Consider the following 18,089-nt stretch of genomic DNA (forward strand, 5'->3'; position numbering starts at 1 on the left):
ATCCGGCACGCAGCCGGACCTGCCCCGAGGTGTGGGTCTCGATGCCGGACACGATGTTGAGCAGCGTGGTCTTGCCGCTGCCGGCGGGGCCGACGACGGCGCCGAAGGTCTCGCCCGAGATGGTGAGATCGCCGCCGTCGATGCACCGCGTCACCGCGCCGCGGCGATGGGTGCCGCGGGGCGCCAGTGGGTGCTCGACACCTGGCGGTGGAGCAGGCAGGCCGAGCGCCTGGCCCGCCTTCTCTGACTCAGTCCCGGCTGTACAGCGCGTCGATGTCGGCGGCGAACTTCTCGGCCACCACCTTGCGCTTGACCTTCAGGGTGGGCGTCAGTTCACCGGTGTCCTCGGTGAAGTCCACCGGCAGCACGCGGAACTTGCGGATCTGCTCGGCCTTCGAGACGGCCTGGTTGGCTTCCTTGACCGCGAGCTCGATCTCGGCGCGCAGGTCGGGGTCGTCGGCCAGGTCGGCCACCGCGGCGCCGGCGTCCTTGCCGTGCCGGTCCTTCCAGCCGGGGAACGCCTCCGGGTCGATGGTGATCAGCGCCGCGATGAACGGCTGCTGATCACCGACCGCCATCGCCTGGCTGATCAGCGGATGGGCCCGCAGCCGGTCTTCGAGCAGTGCCGGCGCGACGTTCTTGCCGCCCGCGGTCACGATGATCTCCTTCTTGCGGCCGACGATGGTCAGGAAGCCGTCCTCGTCGATCGAGCCCAGGTCGCCGGTGTGGAACCAGCCGTCGCTGAACACCGCCGTGGTCTCTTCGTCGTTGCCCCAGTAGCCCTGGAACACCACGCCGCCCTTGACCAGGAGTTCACCGTCCTCCCCGAGGCGCATGCTGTTGCCCGGCAACAGCTTGCCGACCGAACCCACCCGAAGGTCGCCGACCCGGTTGACGGTGATGGCCGCGCTGGTCTCGGTCAGGCCGTAGCCCTCGTAGATGGAAAGGCCGACGCCGCGGTAGAAGTGGCCCAGCCGGGCGCCCAGCGGCGCGCCGCCGGAGATCGCGGCGTGGCAGTGCCCGCCGAGCGCGGCGCGCAGCTTGCCGTAGACGAGCTTGTCGAACACCGCGTGCTTGAGCCGCAGGAGCAGGCCCGGACCGCCCGTATCCTGGGCCTTGCTCCACTGGATCGCGGTCTCGGCCGCGGCGGCGAAGATCTTGCCCTTGCCGCCGTTCTCGGCGTTCAGTTCGGCGGTGTTGTACACCTTCTCGAACACCCGCGGCACCGACACCACCAGGGTCGGCTTGAACACGGCGAACATCGGCACCAGATTCTTGATGTCGCTGGTGAACCCCAGCGTCACCCCGTTGGCGAACGCGCCGATGGTCAGGGCCCGGGCCAGCACATGGGCCAGCGGCAGGAACACCAGCAGCTTCTCACCCTTGGCGAGGTGGTCGGGGAAGCAGGCCTTGGCGCCGCGGATCTCGTAGAGCAGGTTGGAGTGCGTCAGCTGGCACCCCTTCGGGCGTCCGGTGGTGCCGGAGGTGTAGATCAGTGTCGCCGGGTCGGCCGACCGGATCGCGGCGACCCGCTGGTCGACCTCGGCGGCGTCCACGGCGCTGCCCGCCTCGGCGAGCTCGTCGAGCGCCGGGGTGCCCGCGCCGTCGACGACGTAGACCTTGCGCAGCGCCGGCAGCTTGTCACGCAGCGCCTCGATGCGGCCGGCGTGGGCGTCCGTCTCGGCGATCGCGGCCACAGCGGCGGAGTCGCTGAGCACGAACTGGATCTGCTCGGCCGAGCTGGTCTCATAGATCGGGACGGTCACCGCCCCGATCGACAGGATCGCGAAGTCGAGGATCGGCCACTCGTAGCGGGTCGCCGACAGCAGCGCCACGCGATCGCCGGCCTGGACACCCTGGGCAATCAAACCCTTTGCGGCTGAGCGAATCTGATCGGCCACCTGTCGGCTGGAGACGTCCACCCAGCTGCCGTCGACGAGCCGTTGCATGATCACGTGATCCGGGTCGTCGCGCTCATGGGTGTAGACGGCGCTGACGATGTTGTCGTGCTCGTCGACGGTGAAAGGTGCCGGAACGCTGAACTCGCGCGCAGTCATCGGAGTAGAAGCCCTCTCAATTTCAATGCGCTCGACAAATCGACGAGCTGTGTCCAGCGTAATAGTTCGACATCGGCCGGCTCGGTGCAACGGGTCCGCGTGTGTGAAGCTTGTCAGTCATGAACAGCATCCAGATCGCCGACGAGACGTTCATCGCCGCCGATCCGGCCGCGGTCGGCCGGGCCGTCGCCGACAAGGCGAGCTGGTCGCGCTGGTGGCCTGACCTGCGTCTCGTCGTCGCCCAGGACAGGGGAGAGCTGGGGCAGCGCTGGACGGTGACGGGTGCGCTGACCGGCACCATGGAGGTCTGGCTGGAGAAGATGCTCGACGGGGTCATTCTGCACTACTTCCTGCACGCCGAGCCGTCCGGGGCCGCGGCGCACGACCTGGCGAAGATGAACCTGGCGAAGATGAACCATCGCAGGCGGGTGGCGGGCAAGGAGATGGCCTTCGAGATCAAGCGCAGGCTGGAGGCCGACCGCCCGGTCGGGGTGTCCCGGCCGGCCTGACGTATGGCGGCCAGAGCCGGTTCGAGGGGAGTAGATTTCTGGCCAGCGACCAGACCACGGCAGGGAAGGTTCCAGTGGCGGACAAGACGGCGCAGACGATCTACATCGATGCCGATCCTTCGACGGTGATGGACGTCATCGCCGACATCGGTTCGTACCCGGACTGGGTCGCCGAGTACAAGGAGACCGAGGTTCTCGAGGTCGACGACGACGGTTATCCGAAGGTGGCCCGGCTGGTACTGGACGCCGCGGTGCTCAAAGACACCATGGTGCTGGCCTACGAATGGCCCGCCGACCGCAACTCGGTGACCTGGTCACTGGTCTCGAGCGCGCTGCTCAAGTCGCTGCACGGTGCATATCGATTGGCGCCGAAAGGATCTGGCACCGATGTCACCTACGAGCTGTCCGTCGACCTGATCATCCCGATGATCGGGCTGCTCAAGCGCAAGGCCGAGCGCCGGCTGACCGACACCGCACTGAAGGACCTGAAGAAACGAGTCGAGGCTGACTGAGCGCATGAACGCCGCCGACGCGGGTAACACTTCCCCGGTGGCCCGGATCAGTCTGTTCGTCGGCAAGGGCGGCGTGGGCAAGTCGACGTTGGCGACGGCCACCGCCGTGCGCGCGGCCCGGACCGGCGCGCGGGTGCTCGTGGTGTCCACCGACCAGGCGCACTCGACCGGCGACGTGCTGGGCGTCAGCCTCGTCCCGACGGGTCTGCGACTCCCGACCCGGGTGCTCACCGACCTCGACACGACAGACGCCGGCGGCGGGTCTCTCGACGCGCTGGCCCTCGACACGCTGGCGCTGCTCTCCGAGCGCTGGCGCACGATCGCCGGTCCGCTCGCCGCGCGATTCCCCGGGTCCGACATCGGAGACATTGCCCCAGAAGAGCTTTCGGCGCTGCCGGGGGTTCAGGAAGTGCTGGGTCTGCACGAGGTCGGTGAGCTCGCGAGCTGCGGCCGGTGGGATCTGGTGGTCGTCGACTGCGCCTCCACGGCCGACGCGATGCGCATGCTGACGCTGCCCGCGGCCTTCTCGCTGTACCTGGAGCGCGCCTGGCCCAGGCATCGCCGGTTGACGAGCTCCGACGACGCCCGGTCGGTGGCCGTGGTGGATCTGCTCGAACGGGTAGCGGCGGGCACAGGTCAGCTCGGCACGCTGCTCACCGACGGGTCCCGTGTGAGCGCCCATCTGGTGATGACGCCGGAACGGGTGGTCGCGGCGGAGGCGGTGCGCACGCTCGGCGCGTTGTCGTTGATGGGGGTGAGGGTGGCCGAGCTCATCGTCAATCAGGTTCTGGTGCAAGATGATTCGTTCGAATACCGTAACCTGCCCGCTCATCCGGCCTTCGACTGGTACTCGGAACGGATCTCCGAGCAGCGGGCGGTGCTCGACGAACTCGACCGCGACATCGGCGACGTCGCGCTGGTGATGGTGCCGCACGTCTCCGGTGAGCCGATCGGCGCCAAGGCGCTGGGTGAACTGCTCGACTCCGCGCGCAGCAGGGACGGGGCGCCGCCGCCGGGTCCGCTGCGGCCGATCGTCGACCGCGAGTCGGGCAGCGGGCTCGACGCCGTGTACCGGCTGCGGCTGGACCTGCCGCAGGTCGACTCCTCGGCGCTGTCGTTGGGTAGGGTCGACGATGACCTGATCATCGGCGCCGGCGGGATGCGGCGCCGGGTGCGCCTCGCGTCGGTACTGCGGCGGTGCACCGTCATCGGCGCCCAGCTCCGCGGCAGCGAGCTGACCGTGCGATTCCGACCCGACCCGGAGGTGTGGCCGCGTTGAGTAGGGCTCACTCCGACCTGGGGCCCGAACTGCGTCAGCTCGCGCAGTCGATCCTGGACAAACTCGACCCCGCGGTTCGCCTCGCCGCGGCCCGCGCTCAGGCGGCCGGCAGCGGGCCGGGCCGCTGCCAGCAGATGTGGTGTCCGGTGTGCGCGTTGGCCGCGCTGATCTCGGGGGAGCAGCATCCGCTGCTCACCGTGGTCGCCGAACACAGCGTCGCGCTGCTGACGGTGCTCAAGGCGATGCTCGACGACATCGAAAGGACCGGCGCGGAGACGCCCCCCGGACCCGACGGGCCGCCGCCCGATGCGCCCGGACCGCCGGATCCGGACGGTCCGCCGGAGCCGCCATCGCCCGGCCGCTACCAGCACATCCCGGTGAGGGTCGAAGAATAGGCGCAGCTGTGGTCGCACACACAGCGCGTGGGTAAAGTTGTCGCAGACATATTGACCGCGCCGCGGTCGGTGATCCGGAGGGTCCATGTGGTACTGGCTGTTCAAGTTCATCTTCATGGGGCCGTTGCTGACCCTGCTCGGTCGGCCGAAAGTCGAAGGGCTGGAACATGTTCCGCAGTCCGGTGCGGTGATCCTGGCCAGTAATCACCTCGCGGTCGCCGACAGCTTCTACCTGCCCCTGGTGGTCAGCAGGCGCATCACCTTCCTGGCGAAGTCCGAGTACTTCACCGGAACCGGCCTCAAGGGCTGGTTCACCCGCTGGTTCTACACCGTTGCCGGGCAGGTGCCGATCGACCGCACCGACGCCGACAGTGCGCAGGCCGCGCTCAACACCGCGGAACGCATCCTCGCCGAGGGCAAGTTGCTCGGCATGTATCCGGAGGGCACCCGGTCGCCCGACGGCCGCCTGTACAAGGGCAAGACCGGGCTGGCCCGGTTGGCACTGCAGACCCAGGTTCCGGTGATTCCGGTCGCGATGATCGGAACCGATGTGGTGAATCCGCCGGGCAGCAAGATGTGGCGGTTCGGGCGCGTGCAGGTCAAGTTCGGCGCCCCGATGGACTTCAGCCGCTTCGAGGGGCTCGCCGGTAACCGCTTCATCGAGCGTGCGGTCATCGACGAGGTGATGTACGAGCTGATGCGACTGTCGGGCCAGGAGTACGTCGACCTCTACGCGGCCGACATCAAACGGGGAAAAGGTGATGCGGCCGTGAAGCCGCCGACCCGACTGCCCGAATCCGCCGCCGGCTGAGCCGGCAATGGGGCCGGAGCCGGCTGAGCCGGCAATGGGGCAGAAGCCGGCTGAGCCTCAGGCTTTGACGGCTTCGGTTGTCTGCGCTTCGGCCGGTTCCCGTCCGGCCCCGCGCAGGGCCACGGTGCCGCAGGCGACGATCACCGCGAGTGCCCACCACAGGTAGGACCCGCCGGCGAGCTGCCGCCACAACGACGCGGTGGTCTCCCGGTGCTCGGGCAGCAGCGAGATCGGCGTCCACACCATCAGCGCGAGGCCGGCCGCCGAGACGGCCCCGAGCACGACATCGCGTGACCGCACCGCCAGCACAGCGGTCACCAACACCGCGGGCAGCGCCCATACCCAGTGATGTGACCACGAGACCGGGGAGACGACCAGGCCGAACATCGCGACGCAGATCAGCGCCAGCACCGGCTGCTCGGCGCGCAACGCCCGCCGGACCGCCCACACCGTGAGCGCGAGCACCGCGAAGCACAACGCGACCCACACCACGAACCGCTCACCCTCGCCCAGCCCCAGCCTGGCCAGCGCACCGGCGATGTTCTGATTGGTGTTCAGGGTCGCGGTCCCGATGCGGTCGGTGTTGCTGACCGTCTCGGTCCAGTACTCCCAGGAGTCCCGCCAGGCGAACGCGAAGCCGGCCAGCGTCGCCACCACCGCCGAGGCGGCCGTGACCAGCAGCGCGCGGGTGTCGCGGCGCAGCAGGAAGTAGAGCAGGAACACCGCCGGTGTCAGCTTCACCGCGATCGCCAGCCCCAGCAGCACGCCCCTGGGCCACGGGGTGGGCCGCGGCACGCAATCGGCGATCACCAGCGTCATCAGCACGACGTTGATCTGGCCGAAGTCGAAGTTCGAGCGCAGCGGCTCCAGGTACAGCACCGCGGGGGCGACGATCGCCGCGGCCAGCCAGCACCTGCGCATCCAGGCAGGTTCGCCGGTGATCCGGGTGTCCGGCCAGACGTCGAGCCGGGTCAGCACGATCACCGTCGAGATCAGCAGCAGGACCAGCGTGGTCAACGTGATCGCCACGCTGGCGGCCTCCAGCGACAGCATCGCGAACGGCGCGAACGCGACCGCGGCCAGCGGCGGGTACGTGAACGGCAGTTCCAGGCCACCCTGGGTCTGGAACATCACCCCGTCGGCGTACAGCGGCTGACCGTCGAGCCACGCCCGTCCGCCCATCCGGTAGACGTCGATGTCGATCCGGTAGGGAATGTGGCCCAGCAGCCGCCACCCCGCCGCGGCCAGCGCCGCGAGCGTCAGAATCTGGAACAGCCGCCACGCAAGCCTCGGCATCCAACCTGGCCCCCCGGGCGACCGCCGATTACTCATGTCGTCGACCAGACTATCGGTGCCGATCGGCGCGTCGTCGGGTATCCCGGTCGCGACACACGCAGGTCGGCGTAAGTTTTCAGCGTGCGCCCGGATCTGGACGTTGACTTCGATTTCTTGACACAGCTACCGCCGTCGCGGCTACCGCTGGTTTGCTGCCTGGTGGCGTTCATCCTGACGTTCTTCATCACCCGCACGATCGTGCGGTACATCCGCAGCCACGCCGACAGCGATGCGCCCCGTAAATGGTGGCAGCCGCGCAACATCTCGGCCGGTGGCGGCCTGCACATCCACCACGTGGTGTTCGGTGTGATTCTGGTCATGGTCTCCGGCATCGCGATGGTGACGCTTGCTGTCAACGGTGGTGTACCCGAGTTCACCGCGGCGTCAATCCTTTTCGGGATCGGTGCGGCGCTGGTGCTCGACGAGTTCGCGCTGATCCTGCACCTGTCGGACGTGTACTGGGCCGAGGACGGGCGCACGTCGGTGGACGCCGTGTTCGTCGCGGTGGCCGTCGCCGGCCTGCTCATCATGGGTTTCAGCCCGCTGTCGTTCTTCGATGTCGACATCTGGCAGAGTGACCACTCGGTCGCCGCCCGCACGCTGGTGGTGGTGGCGGCGGTGCTGACGCTGGCACTGGCGGTGGTCGTGCTGCTCAAGGGCAAGGTGTGGACGGGGTTGGTGGGGATGTTTATCACTCCGTTGTTGTTCGTGGGGGCGGTGAGGCTGTCCCGCCCGCACGCACCGTGGGCGCGCTGGCGCTACACCAGGCGGCCGCGCAAGATGCACCGTGCACTGGAACGGGAACGCTGGCTGCGGCGGCCGGTCGTGCAGGCCAAACTGTGGCTGCAGGACGCGATCGCGGGCATGCCGAGGTTCCCCGACGACGCCCTGGTCGACGAGCAGCTCGACCGCGAGATCCACGCCGCGCCCGCACCGGGCGACCGCGAGCCCGCCGAGCAGAAAGTCCCCTGATTTGCGGTTCTTCTACGACACGGAGTTCATCGACAACGGCCGTACCATCGAGCTGATCTCCATCGGGGTGGCGGCCGAAGACGGCCGCGAATACTACGCCATCTCAACCGAATTCGATCCGGACCGGGCCGGCCGCTGGGTGCGCAAGAACGTGCTGCCGAAGCTGCCGTCACCGGCGTCGCCGTTGTGGCGCTCACGCCGGCAGATCCGCACCGAGCTGGAGGACTTCTTCGGCATAGACGGGGACGAGCCGATCGAGCTGTGGGCCTGGGTGGGTGCCTACGACCATGTCGTGTTGTGCCAGCTGTGGGGGCCGATGACCGACCTGCCGCCCGCGATGCCCCGCTTCACCCGGGAACTCCGTCAGTTCTGGGAGGAGCGCGGCAGTCCCCGGATGCCGCCGCGTCCGCGCGACGCGCACGACGCGCTCGTCGACGCCAAGCACAACCTGTTCCGCTACCGCCTCATCACCGAAGGTGGGTCGGCCGCCGCGCTGTGAAATGGGGTTTTGCGCCGCGGTTACGATAAACGGGTGAACTGGACCGTCGACGTGCCCATCGATCAGCTGCCTGCGCTCCCGCCGCTGCCCGAGGACCTGCGGCAACGGCTCGACGCCGCCCTCGCCAGGCCGGCGCTGCAGCAGCCTTCCTGGGACGCCGGTCAGGCCGCCGCGATGCGCAAGGTACTCGAGAGTGTGCCGCCGGTCACGGTGCCGTCGGAGATCGAACGACTGAAGTCGCAACTGGCCGACGTGGCACGCGGGGAGGCGTTCCTGCTGCAGGGCGGCGACTGCGCCGAGACGTTCGTCGACAACACCGAACCGCACATCCGCGCCAATATCCGCACGCTGCTGCAGATGGCCGTGGTGCTGACCTACGGCGCGAGCATGCCTGTGGTCAAGGTGGCCCGCATCGCGGGGCAGTACGCCAAACCCCGGTCGGCCGACGTCGACGCGCTGGGCCTGAAGTCTTACCGCGGCGACATGATCAACGGGTTCGCCCCGGATGCCGCGATACGCGAACACGATCCGTCGCGTCTGGTGCGCGCGTATGCCAATGCCAGTGCCGCGATGAACCTGGTGCGGGCGCTGACGTCGTCGGGGATGGCCTCGTTGCACCAGGTACACGACTGGAACCGGGAGTTCGTGCGCACCTCGCCTGCCGGCGCGCGCTACGAGGCGCTGGCAGCGGAGATCGACCGCGCGCTGCACTTCATGAGTGCCTGCCGCGTCGACGACCGCAATCTGGACACCGCCGAGATCTACGCCAGCCACGAGGCCCTGGTGCTCGACTACGAGCGGGCGATGCTGCGCATGCACTCCGAGTCGGAGCACGACGTGAAGCTCTACGACCTGTCAGCGCATTACGTGTGGATCGGTGAGCGCACCCGTCAGCTCGACGGCGCCCACGTCGCGTTCGCCGAGGTGATCGCGAACCCCATCGGTATCAAGATCGGTCCGACCACGTCGCCGGAGCTGGCCGTCGAGTACGTCGAGCGCCTGGACCCGAACAACGAGCCGGGCCGGCTGACGCTGGTCAGCCGGATGGGTAACAGCAAGGTGCGCGATGTGCTGCCCCCGATCATCGAGAAGGTGCAGGCGTCGGGTCATCAGGTGGTCTGGCAGTGCGATCCGATGCACGGCAACACCCACGAGTCCTCGACCGGTTACAAGACGCGTCATTTCGACCGCATCGTCGACGAGGTGCAGGGCTTCTTCGAGGTGCACCACGCGCTGGGCACCCACCCGGGCGGCATCCACGTCGAGATCACCGGCGAGAACGTCACCGAGTGTCTCGGTGGTGCACAGGACATCTCGGACACCGACCTGGCCGGCCGCTACGAGACCGCGTGTGACCCGCGGTTGAACACGCAGCAGTCGCTGGAGTTGGCGTTCCTGGTCGCGGAGATGCTCCGCGGTTAGACAGGGGCGGAGATGCTCCGCGGTCAGAGCAGGTTGGGCAGGTTGGTGCCGAGGACCCACGCCCCGGCGGCGGCCAGACCGGCCAGCGTGATCACCGCGACCACCCAGAAGAACAGCACCCGTCGGGAGCGTTGCCGCGCCCAGTAGAACTCCTCCAGCTCGATTCCGGCGAATCGCCCTGTGCCCGTTGCGTATTCGTCGTCCTCGTCGCCGTCGTCGACGGGAAGTTCGTCGCGGGTGAAGACTTTGGTGTCCCGGCCCACCACACGGTGGGTGTGCTCGGTCAGCATGCTCGCGGAGTTGTGCGACGCCGAGTTGCGGGGCGCGGGCACCCGGAAGTAGGGGAGGTCGAGTTCGCGGACGACGGTCTCGAGCTGATCGGCCATCTCGGCGGCGTCGGCGAAGCGACCGGCCGGGTCGCGCGAGGTGGCGCACTGCACGAGGTCGTCGAATTGCCTTGGCACGCCCTGGATCGCGGTGCTAGGGGGCGGGACGTCGCGCTCCAGGCGTTGATAGGCCACTGCGAGTGCGGTGTCGCCGGCGAACGGGGTGCGCCCGGTGAGCATTTCGTAGACGAGGATCCCGATCGCGTAGACGTCCCCGCGGGCGTCGGTGTCACCGGTGGCGACCTGCTCGGGGGACAGGTAGGCCGCGGTCCCGAGGATCACGCTGGTCGCGGTGATCTTGGCCTCGGCCACCGCGCGGACCAGTCCGAAATCGGCGATCTTCACGTCGCCGTCGTCGCTGATGAGCACGTTCTCGGGTTTGATGTCGCGGTGCACCAGCCCGGCGGCGTGCGCGGCGGCCAGCCCGCCGAGCACCGGCCGCAGCACCGCGGCCACCGCGTGCGGCGGCATCGGGCCGCGTTCGCGCAGCAGCTCCCGCAATGTGCCGCCCTCGATCAGCTCCATCACCAGGAACGGGTGATGCCCGTCGATGCCCTGGTCGTACACCGCGACCAGGCCGGGATCCTTCAGCCGCGCGACGGCCCGCGCCTCCCGCTGGAAACGGGTCAGGAAGTCCTCGTCACCGGCGTAGCGGGAGTCCATGATCTTCAGCGCGACGGGGCGGTCGAGCCGCAGATCCAGCGCGCGGTACACCCCGGACATGCCGCCGGTGGCGATCAGCGTGTCGACCCGGTAGCGACCGTCCAGCACGGTCCCCGACAGCGGGCCGGCGGGCTGGTAGGTCTCCATCGGCTTCATGGTACGAGGCGGGATCGCCGCAGTTGTCCCGCCGAGCCGCCTAGACTTTGTGCGATGAGCAGCATTCCGACTGCCGACGACGTCCTGGACCCCGACGAAGCCGTCTACGACCTGCCTGCCGTGGCGCAGTTGTTGGGCATCGCGGTGACCAAGGTCCATCAGCAGCTCCGCGAGGGGCACCTGGTCGCGGTGCGGCGCGGGGGGATCGTCGTGGTGCCGAAAATCTTCTTCGATGCCAACGGGCACGTGGTCAAGAGTCTGTCCGGGCTCCTGGTGGTGTTGCGCGACGGCGGCTACACCGAAACCGAGATCGTGCGGTGGCTTTTCACGCCGGACCCGTCACTGACGATCCGCCGGGACGGCTCGACCGAGCAGCAGGCTAACGCCCGGCCGGTCGATGCGTTGCATTCGCATCAGGCTCGTGAGGTGGTTCGTCGCGCGCAGGCGATGGCGTACTGACCGGACTCTCCGGAGCCTTGGCGAGCCAGTACCAGGCGACGCCCGCGCACGCCAGCGAGAGCAGCACGTGCCCCCATGAGTACATGCCGTGCGCCCCGTCGGGCCGCCAGATCACGGTGATCCAGGTCGAGAATCCGGCGATCAGCGCGATCGACTTTCGTGACGTGGCCAGCGCGGCGACCACGGCCAGCGGCCAGGTGTAGTACCACGGCAGCGCCGCGGGGACGAACAGCACGACCACGCCCATCACCAGGGCGATGCCCATCAGCGCGTCGCGGTCGGTGTGCCGGTGCCGCCACCACAGCAGCGGCGCCGAGATCGCGATGATCGCGATGCCGATGATGCGGGTGGTCTCCAGCACCGCGTAGAAGTTCACCGGCACGACGAGACCGACCACCGAGTTGAGGAGATTGGCCGTGGCGGTCGGGATGGTCAGCCAGTTGATGATCTTCACCGAACCGGCGAGCGCGGTCAGCCAGCCCAGGCCCACGCCGGCGGCCAGCGACATGACCGAGAACACCGCGACGAAGATCGCCACCGAACCCGCGGTCGCGGCGGCGAAAGCTTTGACGGGGGTGAAGTCGCGGCGGTCGCGCAGCCTCCGGGCCCAGACCCACACCATGAACGGAAGCGCCAGTCCCGCCGTGGCTTTCACGGCGACGGCGACCGCGATCAAGGTGATGCCCCACGGGTTGCGCCCGCCCAGGCACAGCGCGATGCCGGCCATCATCAGCCCGACCATCAGCATCTCGTTGTGGACGCCACCCATCAGGTGGATGATCACCAGCGGGTTGAGCACACCGATCCACAGCGCGGCGGCGCCGCTGGCGCCGACGTGGCGGGCGACCCGCGGTGCGGCCCAGATCAGCAGCGCCAGGCCGGGCAGCATGCACAGGCGCAGCAGCATGGTTCCTGCGACGACATCGTCGCCGACCAGGATCGTGACGAACTTCGCGACCAGGATGAACGCCGGTCCGTACGGTGCGGTGGTCGTCGTCCAAATCGGACTGACGTTGTCCAGCAGTGGGTTCGGGTTCTCGACGGGGCCGACGACGTAGGGGTCCAATCCGTCGCGCAGCAGCGCGCCCTGCGCGAGATAGGAATAGGTGTCGCGGCTGAACACCGGAACGCTCAGCAGCAACGGGGCCAGCCAGAACGCGGTGGTGGCCTTCATCGTGTACTCGGTGGCGGTGCGGTCGACGACCCGGCGGCCCAGCCACAGCCACGCCAGAAGCATCAGCGCCACACCGGTCCACAGCAGCAGCGAGGAGACCACCAGACCGTGGCCGAACCGCAACCACGACAGGTGCATCGACTCCAGCAGCGGGTCGTTGAGCCGGGTGCTGCCCGCGCCGGTGGCCCCGGCGGTGATCAGCGTCGCGCCCAGCGCGCCGACGAGCGCGGGACGCGCCTGCGGGGACAGGGTGAAGTCCTTGAGGTCCCGGAGCGTGGGTGTCGTCATGCTCCTAGGCGGACCGGTTCGCGGCCAATCTGGCGAGATCGGCCAGCCCGGCCTTGGCCTGGACGTCGATGGGCGCGGTGTTGAGGACCTCCAGCGCCCGCCGGGTCAGGGTGTCGATGCGGCTTTCGACAGCGGCAAGGGCCCCGACCGACTCGATCACCAGACACACCTCTTTGACCTGTGCGTCGGTCAGTTCGGTGCCGATGGAGGTGCGCAGCAGCTTGGCCGCGATCTGGTCGTGCTTCTCGGCGAGTTCGATCGCCTCGGCCAGCAGCACCGTGCGCTTGCCGGACCGCAGGTCGTCGCCGGACGGTTTACCGGTCACGGCCGGGTCGCCGAACACGCCGAGTACGTCGTCACGCAGTTGGAACGCGACCCCGAGGCTGGTGCCGATCTCATGGAACGCCGACAGCACCTCCGGGCAATCGGCGGCCGCGGCGGCGCCGAGCTGCAGCGGCCGCGAGATCGTGTACGACGCGGTCTTGTAGATGTTCACGGTCAACGCCGACGCGACGGTCTCCGCGCCGCTGGCCTCGTTGACGATGTCGAGGTACTGGCCGCCCAGCACCTCGGTGCGGATGGCCGCCCACACCCGCTGCACGCGGCGGTGGGCATCGGCGCCGATCTCGGCTCCGGCGACGATGTCGTCGGCCCACACCAGCGCGACGTCGCCCAGCAGGATCGCCGCGGACAGGCCGAACTGCTCGGAGTCGCCCAACCAGTTGTTGTTGCGGTGGCGGTCGGCGAAGATGCGGTGCACGGTCGGCAGTCCCCGCCGGGTGGCGGAGGCGTCGATGACGTCGTCGTGGACGAGCGCGCAGGCGTGCAGCAGCTCGAGCGCCGAGAACAGCCGCAGCGCCTCGGGCCCGGGTTCGGACCCGGCGACCGCACGCCAGCCCCAGTACGCGAACGCCGGCCGCAGCCGTTTACCGCCGCGCAGCACGAACTCCTCGACGGCCTCGGTGAGTACCGCGTAATCCGTTCCGATGTACGCGGCGTCGCGGCGGCGCTCCCGGAGATACTCACGCAGCTGTTCGGTGACGGCCGCTGCCAGCTCGACGGCTGACGGTGCCGTTGCATCCACGCTCAGCGGGCGCCCCTTTCTCTTGTGCACACGCCCCCGAGTGCTCAGCGTAGAGCCTGTGGTCGGTAAGCGAGTGATTCAGGGTTGTCGAGCCGGGTCCTGCGCGTCGCCGGGCCGCGGCGACTGATCCCGGTTGACGTACGCCAACCACCCGATGACGCCGGCGACCACCAGCGAGGCGATGCCCAGCCAGATCGCGGCGCCGGTGAACGACCGTGCGCTGGGGTCGGTGTAGCGGGCCTGGGCGTTCATGGTGCTCACCACCCCGGGCCGCATCTTCCACTCCACGACCGACGACGAGATCTGCTCACCGTTGGTGGAGGTGACCTCGCCGGGGAACGCGACCGACAGGGACACGTCGGCCTCCGGATCGCTGAGTGACGTCAGGTCCGCCCGCCCTTCGAGGATCACCAGGTCGCCGGCGCGCCGCAACGAGATGTCCACGCCGGCGGCGTCCCGGTTCATGCCGGCCAGCTGGGGCAGTTCGGCGAAGGTCAGGTCGGAGAACACCGCCTGGGAACCGACATAGTCGTCGCGGCTGTACTCGGAGACGGCGACCTTCTGCGCGAACGGCAGGTTGTTGAGCAACTGAGGGCCGGTGTCGTTGTCGTCGCGCGGGATCGCCGCAGCGATGATCTGCCCGGATACGCGGTCGTCCGGCGAGACGGTGATCGACGCCCTGACGCGCACACAGCCGATCAGCGACGGCGCGACGACCAACAGCAGCAACACCAGTGCGAAGAGACGTCTGCGGGTGCGGTGACGGGTCAGCACCTGGTCATCGTGCCAGATCGGTCCCGCTCAGAGTGGTAGTGAGCGGCCCAGGATGGCGAACGCCCGGGGATCGCCGGCGAAGTGGTAGCCGCGGATCACGTCGGTGAAGCCGAGGCGACGGTAGAGCCGCCAGGCTCGGTTGTCCTCGCCGACGATCTCCGGGGTGGACAGCAGCACGTGCTGCTCGGGGCGGCCGTCGAGCAGGCGCCGGATCAACGCCTCGCCCAGCCCGCGTCCCTGCGCCCGCGGGTGGATGTGCAGCTCGGTGAGCTCGAAGTAGCTGGTCATCAGCGCGGCGATGTGCGCTCGGTCGGCGCCGCTGCGCTGCAGCCCGGACACCACCTGCTGCTGCCACCACTGGTCGGGGGCCCCGCAGTAGCCGTACGCGATGCCGAGCATCGGGGCGGCCGCGGCCGCTTCGCCGGGGTCGGTGGAGTCGGGGACCTCGACCGCCGCGACGGCCTTCCAGCCGCTCCTGCGGATGTGTTCGAGCCACATCGACGCGCGCTGATCCTCGGTGCCGCGGGGATACCGCATCGCATCCACGTAGACCGCCAGCGCATCGCCGAGGCGCTGCTGCATATCGCTGGGCGACAGATCGATCAGACGTGCCGCCAAGTGTCTGCCCCTCCTGAAGGTGAACGTGTGGCCGACATCTATTATCGGCCGCACTGTCGTGCGGGCGTCCGATGGGCGAGCTGGTGGCCGCCGTCGGAGGTGTACGTCATAGAATCGTCGGGTGAACTAGGTGGTACGGCTCAGATTCTGCTCGTATCATTAGTGTTAAGTGCCCGTAGGAACGGGCAACCGTGTTTTCGAACGACTGCGACGCCCCCACGGCAAGAGGGAGGGACGAATGCCACTCTCCGATCATGAGCAGCGCATGCTCGACCAGATCGAGAGCGCGCTCTATGCCGAGGACCCCAAGTTCGCGTCCAGCGTCCGTGGCGGAACTCTGCGCGCCCCCTCGACACGGCGCCGTCTGCAAGGGGCCGCCCTCTTCGTCGTCGGGTTGGCGATGCTGGTGTCCGGCGTCGCGTTCAAAGCCACGATGATCGGCAGCTTCCCGATCCTGTCGGTGATCGGCTTCATCGTGATGTTCGGTGGTGTCGTCTTCGCGATCACCGGCCCGCGGGTCGCCAAGGGCGATCGTCTGCCCAATGACGGCGGGCCGGCCCGCCAGAAGCGTGTCAAGGGTGGCGGCGGGTCGTTCACCAGCCGGATGGAAGACCGCTTCCGCCGTCGCTTCGACGAGTAAATCGATCTCCTGATCAGGGGCAGCCCGTAGGGCTGCCCCTTCTTTTTTGCCCCACAACGCCCCACCGCCGGGTGCGACGTGGGGTTCCGACTCTGAGCTGCGGTTTTACCGCGATTTCGGTCCCGCTCCATCGTGGGGATGGCGCAGAAGCCCTGACCGCTGGTCCTGAAGTGGGTGAGACAGCGACACTCGCGGGGATTTTTGGAGCAAAGTGGGGGATTGTGGGGTAAAGTGGCGGACAACGGAGCGACCGGGGTTCCGTTGAGGCAAGGCTTGAGCAAGGTCTGCGAGGTGACGAGATGTTCTTCGGCACCTACACGCCAAAGCTCGACGACAAGGGGCGACTGACGTTGCCCGCCAAATTCCGAGATGCGCTGGCAGGAGGGTTGATGGTCACCAAGAGCCAAGATCACAGCCTGGCTGTCCACCCCAGGGCCGAGTTCGAGGAGATGATCGCCGACATCTCCGCCCGGGCCAAGCGCGGAAATCCCCAGGCCCGCGCCTACCTGCGCAACCTGGCCGCGAGCACCGACGAGCAGTACCCGGATTCACAAGGCCGCATCACGCTGTCCGCCGAACACCGCCGCTACGCCAACCTGACCAAGGACTGCGTGGTGACGGGTTCGATCGGGTTCCTGGAGATCTGGGACGCCCAGGCGTGGCAGGAATACCAGGAGCTTCACGAAGAGAACTTCTCCGCGGCCAGCGATGAAGCACTCGGCGACATTCTCTGATCTGGCCACCGGCCCGCAGGCCCGTGCAGTGCGGCCTCTGCCCGAACCGGCCCTGACGTACTTCCCCGACGTCAGGTCCGCGCTCTCGGACAGGGACCTCACTGCAGGGGCCGCCCCGATCCCGCAGAGCGCAGTGATGGTGGATGACCAGCCTCATGTCCCGGTCCTTCTCGACCGTTGTGTCGAGTTGCTCGCCCCGGCCCTGACCCGGACGGCCCCCGACGGCACGGGCGCCATGCTCGTCGACGCCACCCTGGGGGCCGGCGGACATACCGAGCGCTTCCTGACGCAGTTCTCCGCACTGAAGGTGATCGCCCTCGACCGGGATCCCGACGCGCTGCAGATCGCGGGGCGGCGGCTGGCGCCGTTCGGCGCACGGGTGACGCTGGTGCGCACCCGCTACGACGGCATCGAGCAGGCGGTCGAGCAGGCCGCCGCCGAAAGCGGCAGCCCCGCAACCGGAGTGGACGCGGTGCTGTTCGACCTCGGAGTCTCCTCGATGCAGCTCGACCGGGCCGAACGAGGTTTCTCGTACTCGGCCGACGCGCCGCTGGACATGCGGATGGATGCCGGTTCGGACCTGACGGCGGCGCAGGTGCTCAACACCTACGACGAGAAGGCGCTGGCACGGGTGCTGCGCGAATACGGCGAAGAGAAGTTCGCCGGCCGGATCGCTTCCCACATCGTGCGGCGTCGCGCCGTCGCGCCGTTCGAGACGACCGGAGAGCTGGTCGAGCTGCTCTACCAGGCCATCCCGGCCCCCGCCCGGCGCACCGGCGGTCACCCCGCCAAGCGCACCTTTCAGGCGCTGCGCATCGAGGTCAACGCCGAGCTGGACTCACTGCGGCTCGCGATCCCGGCCGCGCTCGCGGTGCTGCGTCCACTCGGGCGGATCGCGGTGATGGCCTACCAGTCGCTGGAGGACCGGATCGTCAAGACCGAGTTCGCCGCCGCCACCGCGTCGCGCACACCGCCCGGCCTGCCGGTCGAACTGCCCGGCCACGGCCCGAGGTTCGTCGCGTTGACCCGGGGCGCCGAACGCGCCGACGCCGAGGAGATCGAACGTAATCCCAGAAGCGCCCCGGTCCGGTTGCGCGCGTTGGAGAAAGTGGGAGGACAGTAGCGATGAAGGCGAAGAAGCCGGCACGCAGGACCGGGGCGGTGCCCTCCCGCTCGGCACGGTCCGCCCAGTCCTCCCGAACGCACCTTGGTCGCGTCGGCCCGCGCGCCCCCGAGCAGGTGCAGACCGGTGACGACCATCGTCTTGCCGGCACCGGTCTCGCCGGTCAGTACGGTCAGTCCGCCGTCGAACTCTGCGGTCG

At 68.6% G+C, this 18,089-nt stretch carries 20 protein-coding genes and 1 pseudogene; 12 read left to right on the plus strand and 9 right to left on the minus strand.

Annotation, left to right across the window (positions count from 1 at the left end):
* Positions 1–154 (minus strand): ATP-binding cassette domain-containing protein (locus ASJ79_RS00825; RefSeq protein WP_231750674.1); only part of this gene is annotated, 154 nt, incomplete at its 3' end.
* Between the two features lie 94 nt (positions 155–248).
* Positions 249–2,057 (minus strand): long-chain fatty acid--CoA ligase, encoded by a 1,809-nt coding sequence (locus ASJ79_RS00830; protein ID WP_067952357.1) that lies wholly within the window; start codon positions 2,055–2,057, stop codon positions 249–251.
* 119 nt (positions 2,058–2,176) lie between these two features.
* Here ASJ79_RS00830 and ASJ79_RS00835 point away from each other — a divergent pair, with 119 nt between their 5' ends.
* From ASJ79_RS00835 to ASJ79_RS00855, 5 genes are all read left to right on the plus strand, one after another.
* Positions 2,177–2,566, plus strand: coding sequence for a polyketide cyclase / dehydrase and lipid transport (locus ASJ79_RS00835; protein ID WP_067952358.1), 390 nt, complete (start codon positions 2,177–2,179; stop codon positions 2,564–2,566).
* Between the two features lie 74 nt (positions 2,567–2,640).
* Positions 2,641–3,078 carry an SRPBCC family protein gene (locus tag ASJ79_RS00840; protein ID WP_067952359.1) on the plus strand — a complete coding sequence of 146 codons (438 nt, stop codon included), beginning with the start codon at positions 2,641–2,643 and terminating at the stop codon, positions 3,076–3,078.
* 4 nt (positions 3,079–3,082) lie between these two features.
* Positions 3,083–4,357 carry an ArsA family ATPase gene (locus ASJ79_RS00845; protein WP_067952360.1) on the plus strand — a complete coding sequence of 425 codons (1,275 nt, stop codon included), beginning with the start codon at positions 3,083–3,085 and terminating at the stop codon, positions 4,355–4,357.
* Positions 4,354–4,752, plus strand: coding sequence for a hypothetical protein (locus tag ASJ79_RS00850; protein WP_067952373.1), 399 nt, complete (start codon positions 4,354–4,356; stop codon positions 4,750–4,752). Before ASJ79_RS00845 ends, ASJ79_RS00850 begins: the two co-directional genes overlap by 4 nt.
* A gap of 85 nt (positions 4,753–4,837) precedes the next feature.
* Positions 4,838–5,563, plus strand: coding sequence for a 1-acyl-sn-glycerol-3-phosphate acyltransferase (locus ASJ79_RS00855; protein WP_067952361.1), 726 nt, complete (start codon positions 4,838–4,840; stop codon positions 5,561–5,563).
* A gap of 57 nt (positions 5,564–5,620) precedes the next feature.
* Here the strand turns inward: ASJ79_RS00855 and ASJ79_RS00860 are convergent, their stop codons facing one another.
* Positions 5,621–6,895: a glycosyltransferase family 87 protein gene (locus ASJ79_RS00860; protein WP_067952362.1), complete on the minus strand. Its 1,275-nt coding sequence runs from the start codon at positions 6,893–6,895 to the stop codon at positions 5,621–5,623.
* A gap of 84 nt (positions 6,896–6,979) precedes the next feature.
* Between ASJ79_RS00860 and ASJ79_RS00865 the strand changes: the two genes are divergently transcribed.
* The 3 genes from ASJ79_RS00865 to ASJ79_RS00875 are packed head-to-tail and all read left to right on the plus strand — an operon-like array spanning position 6,980 to position 9,791.
* Complete coding sequence (locus tag ASJ79_RS00865) at positions 6,980–7,870, plus strand: hypothetical protein (protein WP_067952363.1); 891 nt, start codon at positions 6,980–6,982, stop codon at positions 7,868–7,870.
* A 1-nt stretch (position 7,871) separates the two neighbouring features.
* The gene (locus ASJ79_RS00870) at positions 7,872–8,369 is read left to right on the plus strand and encodes a polyadenylate-specific 3'-exoribonuclease AS (RefSeq protein WP_067952364.1); all 498 of its coding nucleotides are present in this window, start codon (positions 7,872–7,874) and stop codon (positions 8,367–8,369) included.
* Positions 8,370–8,402: 33 nt separating this feature from the next.
* On the plus strand, positions 8,403–9,791 hold the full coding sequence (locus ASJ79_RS00875; RefSeq protein WP_067952365.1) for a class II 3-deoxy-7-phosphoheptulonate synthase: 1,389 nt from the start codon (positions 8,403–8,405) through the stop codon (positions 9,789–9,791).
* Between the two features lie 23 nt (positions 9,792–9,814).
* Here the strand turns inward: ASJ79_RS00875 and ASJ79_RS00880 are convergent, their stop codons facing one another.
* Positions 9,815–10,996 carry a protein kinase gene (locus ASJ79_RS00880; protein WP_067952366.1) on the minus strand — a complete coding sequence of 394 codons (1,182 nt, stop codon included), beginning with the start codon at positions 10,994–10,996 and terminating at the stop codon, positions 9,815–9,817.
* A 54-nt stretch (positions 10,997–11,050) separates the two neighbouring features.
* Here ASJ79_RS00880 and ASJ79_RS00885 point away from each other — a divergent pair, with 54 nt between their 5' ends.
* Positions 11,051–11,455 carry an Rv2175c family DNA-binding protein gene (locus ASJ79_RS00885; protein WP_067952367.1) on the plus strand — a complete coding sequence of 135 codons (405 nt, stop codon included), beginning with the start codon at positions 11,051–11,053 and terminating at the stop codon, positions 11,453–11,455.
* Here the strand turns inward: ASJ79_RS00885 and ASJ79_RS00890 are convergent.
* From ASJ79_RS00890 to ASJ79_RS00905, 4 genes are all read right to left on the minus strand, one after another.
* A complete protein-coding gene (locus ASJ79_RS00890) occupies positions 11,376–12,917 on the minus strand; it encodes an alpha-(1->6)-mannopyranosyltransferase A (RefSeq protein WP_067952368.1) in 1,542 nt (513 codons plus the stop codon). The two genes, ASJ79_RS00885 and ASJ79_RS00890, sit on opposite strands and share 80 nt — an antisense overlap.
* A gap of 4 nt (positions 12,918–12,921) precedes the next feature.
* Positions 12,922–14,001: a bifunctional (2E,6E)-farnesyl/geranyl diphosphate synthase gene (gene idsA2, locus ASJ79_RS00895; protein ID WP_067952374.1), complete on the minus strand. Its 1,080-nt coding sequence runs from the start codon at positions 13,999–14,001 to the stop codon at positions 12,922–12,924.
* Between the two features lie 78 nt (positions 14,002–14,079).
* Entirely contained in the window at positions 14,080–14,775 is a 696-nt protein-coding gene (locus tag ASJ79_RS00900; protein WP_067952369.1) for a DUF3153 domain-containing protein, read from the minus strand.
* A gap of 27 nt (positions 14,776–14,802) precedes the next feature.
* A complete protein-coding gene (locus tag ASJ79_RS00905) occupies positions 14,803–15,393 on the minus strand; it encodes an N-acetyltransferase (protein ID WP_067952370.1) in 591 nt (196 codons plus the stop codon).
* Between the two features lie 238 nt (positions 15,394–15,631).
* Here ASJ79_RS00905 and ASJ79_RS00910 point away from each other — a divergent pair, with 238 nt between their 5' ends.
* From ASJ79_RS00910 to rsmH, 3 genes are all read left to right on the plus strand, one after another.
* Positions 15,632–16,033 carry a DUF3040 domain-containing protein gene (locus ASJ79_RS00910; protein ID WP_067952371.1) on the plus strand — a complete coding sequence of 134 codons (402 nt, stop codon included), beginning with the start codon at positions 15,632–15,634 and terminating at the stop codon, positions 16,031–16,033.
* Between the two features lie 299 nt (positions 16,034–16,332).
* Positions 16,333–16,767, plus strand: a complete 435-nt coding sequence (locus tag ASJ79_RS00915) for a division/cell wall cluster transcriptional repressor MraZ (protein ID WP_003933051.1) — start codon at positions 16,333–16,335, stop codon at positions 16,765–16,767.
* Positions 16,742–17,890 carry a 16S rRNA (cytosine(1402)-N(4))-methyltransferase RsmH gene (rsmH, locus tag ASJ79_RS00920; protein ID WP_197420034.1) on the plus strand — a complete coding sequence of 383 codons (1,149 nt, stop codon included), beginning with the start codon at positions 16,742–16,744 and terminating at the stop codon, positions 17,888–17,890. The genes ASJ79_RS00915 and rsmH overlap by 26 nt, the downstream gene beginning before the upstream one ends.
* A gap of 71 nt (positions 17,891–17,961) precedes the next feature.
* Here rsmH and ASJ79_RS33595 read toward each other — a convergent pair.
* Positions 17,962–18,089: pseudogene (locus ASJ79_RS33595) on the minus strand (hypothetical protein); the annotation flags it as partial.

Origin of the sequence: Mycobacterium sp. NAZ190054, assembly GCF_001545925.1 — a bacterium.
GTDB lineage: Bacteria > Actinomycetota > Actinomycetes > Mycobacteriales > Mycobacteriaceae > Mycobacterium.

Coding starts and splice junctions, on each gene's coding strand:
- ASJ79_RS00855 (WP_067952361.1), top strand. CDS start 4,838: ATGTGGTACTGGCTGTTCAAGTTCATCTTCATGGGGCCGTTGCTGACC.
- ASJ79_RS00885 (WP_067952367.1), top strand. CDS start 11,051: ATGAGCAGCATTCCGACTGCCGACGACGTCCTGGACCCCGACGAAGCC.
- ASJ79_RS00860 (WP_067952362.1), bottom strand. CDS start 6,895: ATGAGTAATCGGCGGTCGCCCGGGGGGCCAGGTTGGATGCCGAGGCTT.
- ASJ79_RS00845 (WP_067952360.1), top strand. CDS start 3,083: ATGAACGCCGCCGACGCGGGTAACACTTCCCCGGTGGCCCGGATCAGT.
- rsmH (WP_197420034.1), top strand. CDS start 16,742: ATGAAGCACTCGGCGACATTCTCTGATCTGGCCACCGGCCCGCAGGCC.
- ASJ79_RS00915 (WP_003933051.1), top strand. CDS start 16,333: ATGTTCTTCGGCACCTACACGCCAAAGCTCGACGACAAGGGGCGACTG.
- ASJ79_RS00890 (WP_067952368.1), bottom strand. CDS start 12,917: ATGACGACACCCACGCTCCGGGACCTCAAGGACTTCACCCTGTCCCCG.
- ASJ79_RS00830 (WP_067952357.1), bottom strand. CDS start 2,057: ATGACTGCGCGCGAGTTCAGCGTTCCGGCACCTTTCACCGTCGACGAG.
- ASJ79_RS00910 (WP_067952371.1), top strand. CDS start 15,632: ATGCCACTCTCCGATCATGAGCAGCGCATGCTCGACCAGATCGAGAGC.
- ASJ79_RS00880 (WP_067952366.1), bottom strand. CDS start 10,996: ATGAAGCCGATGGAGACCTACCAGCCCGCCGGCCCGCTGTCGGGGACC.
- ASJ79_RS00835 (WP_067952358.1), top strand. CDS start 2,177: ATGAACAGCATCCAGATCGCCGACGAGACGTTCATCGCCGCCGATCCG.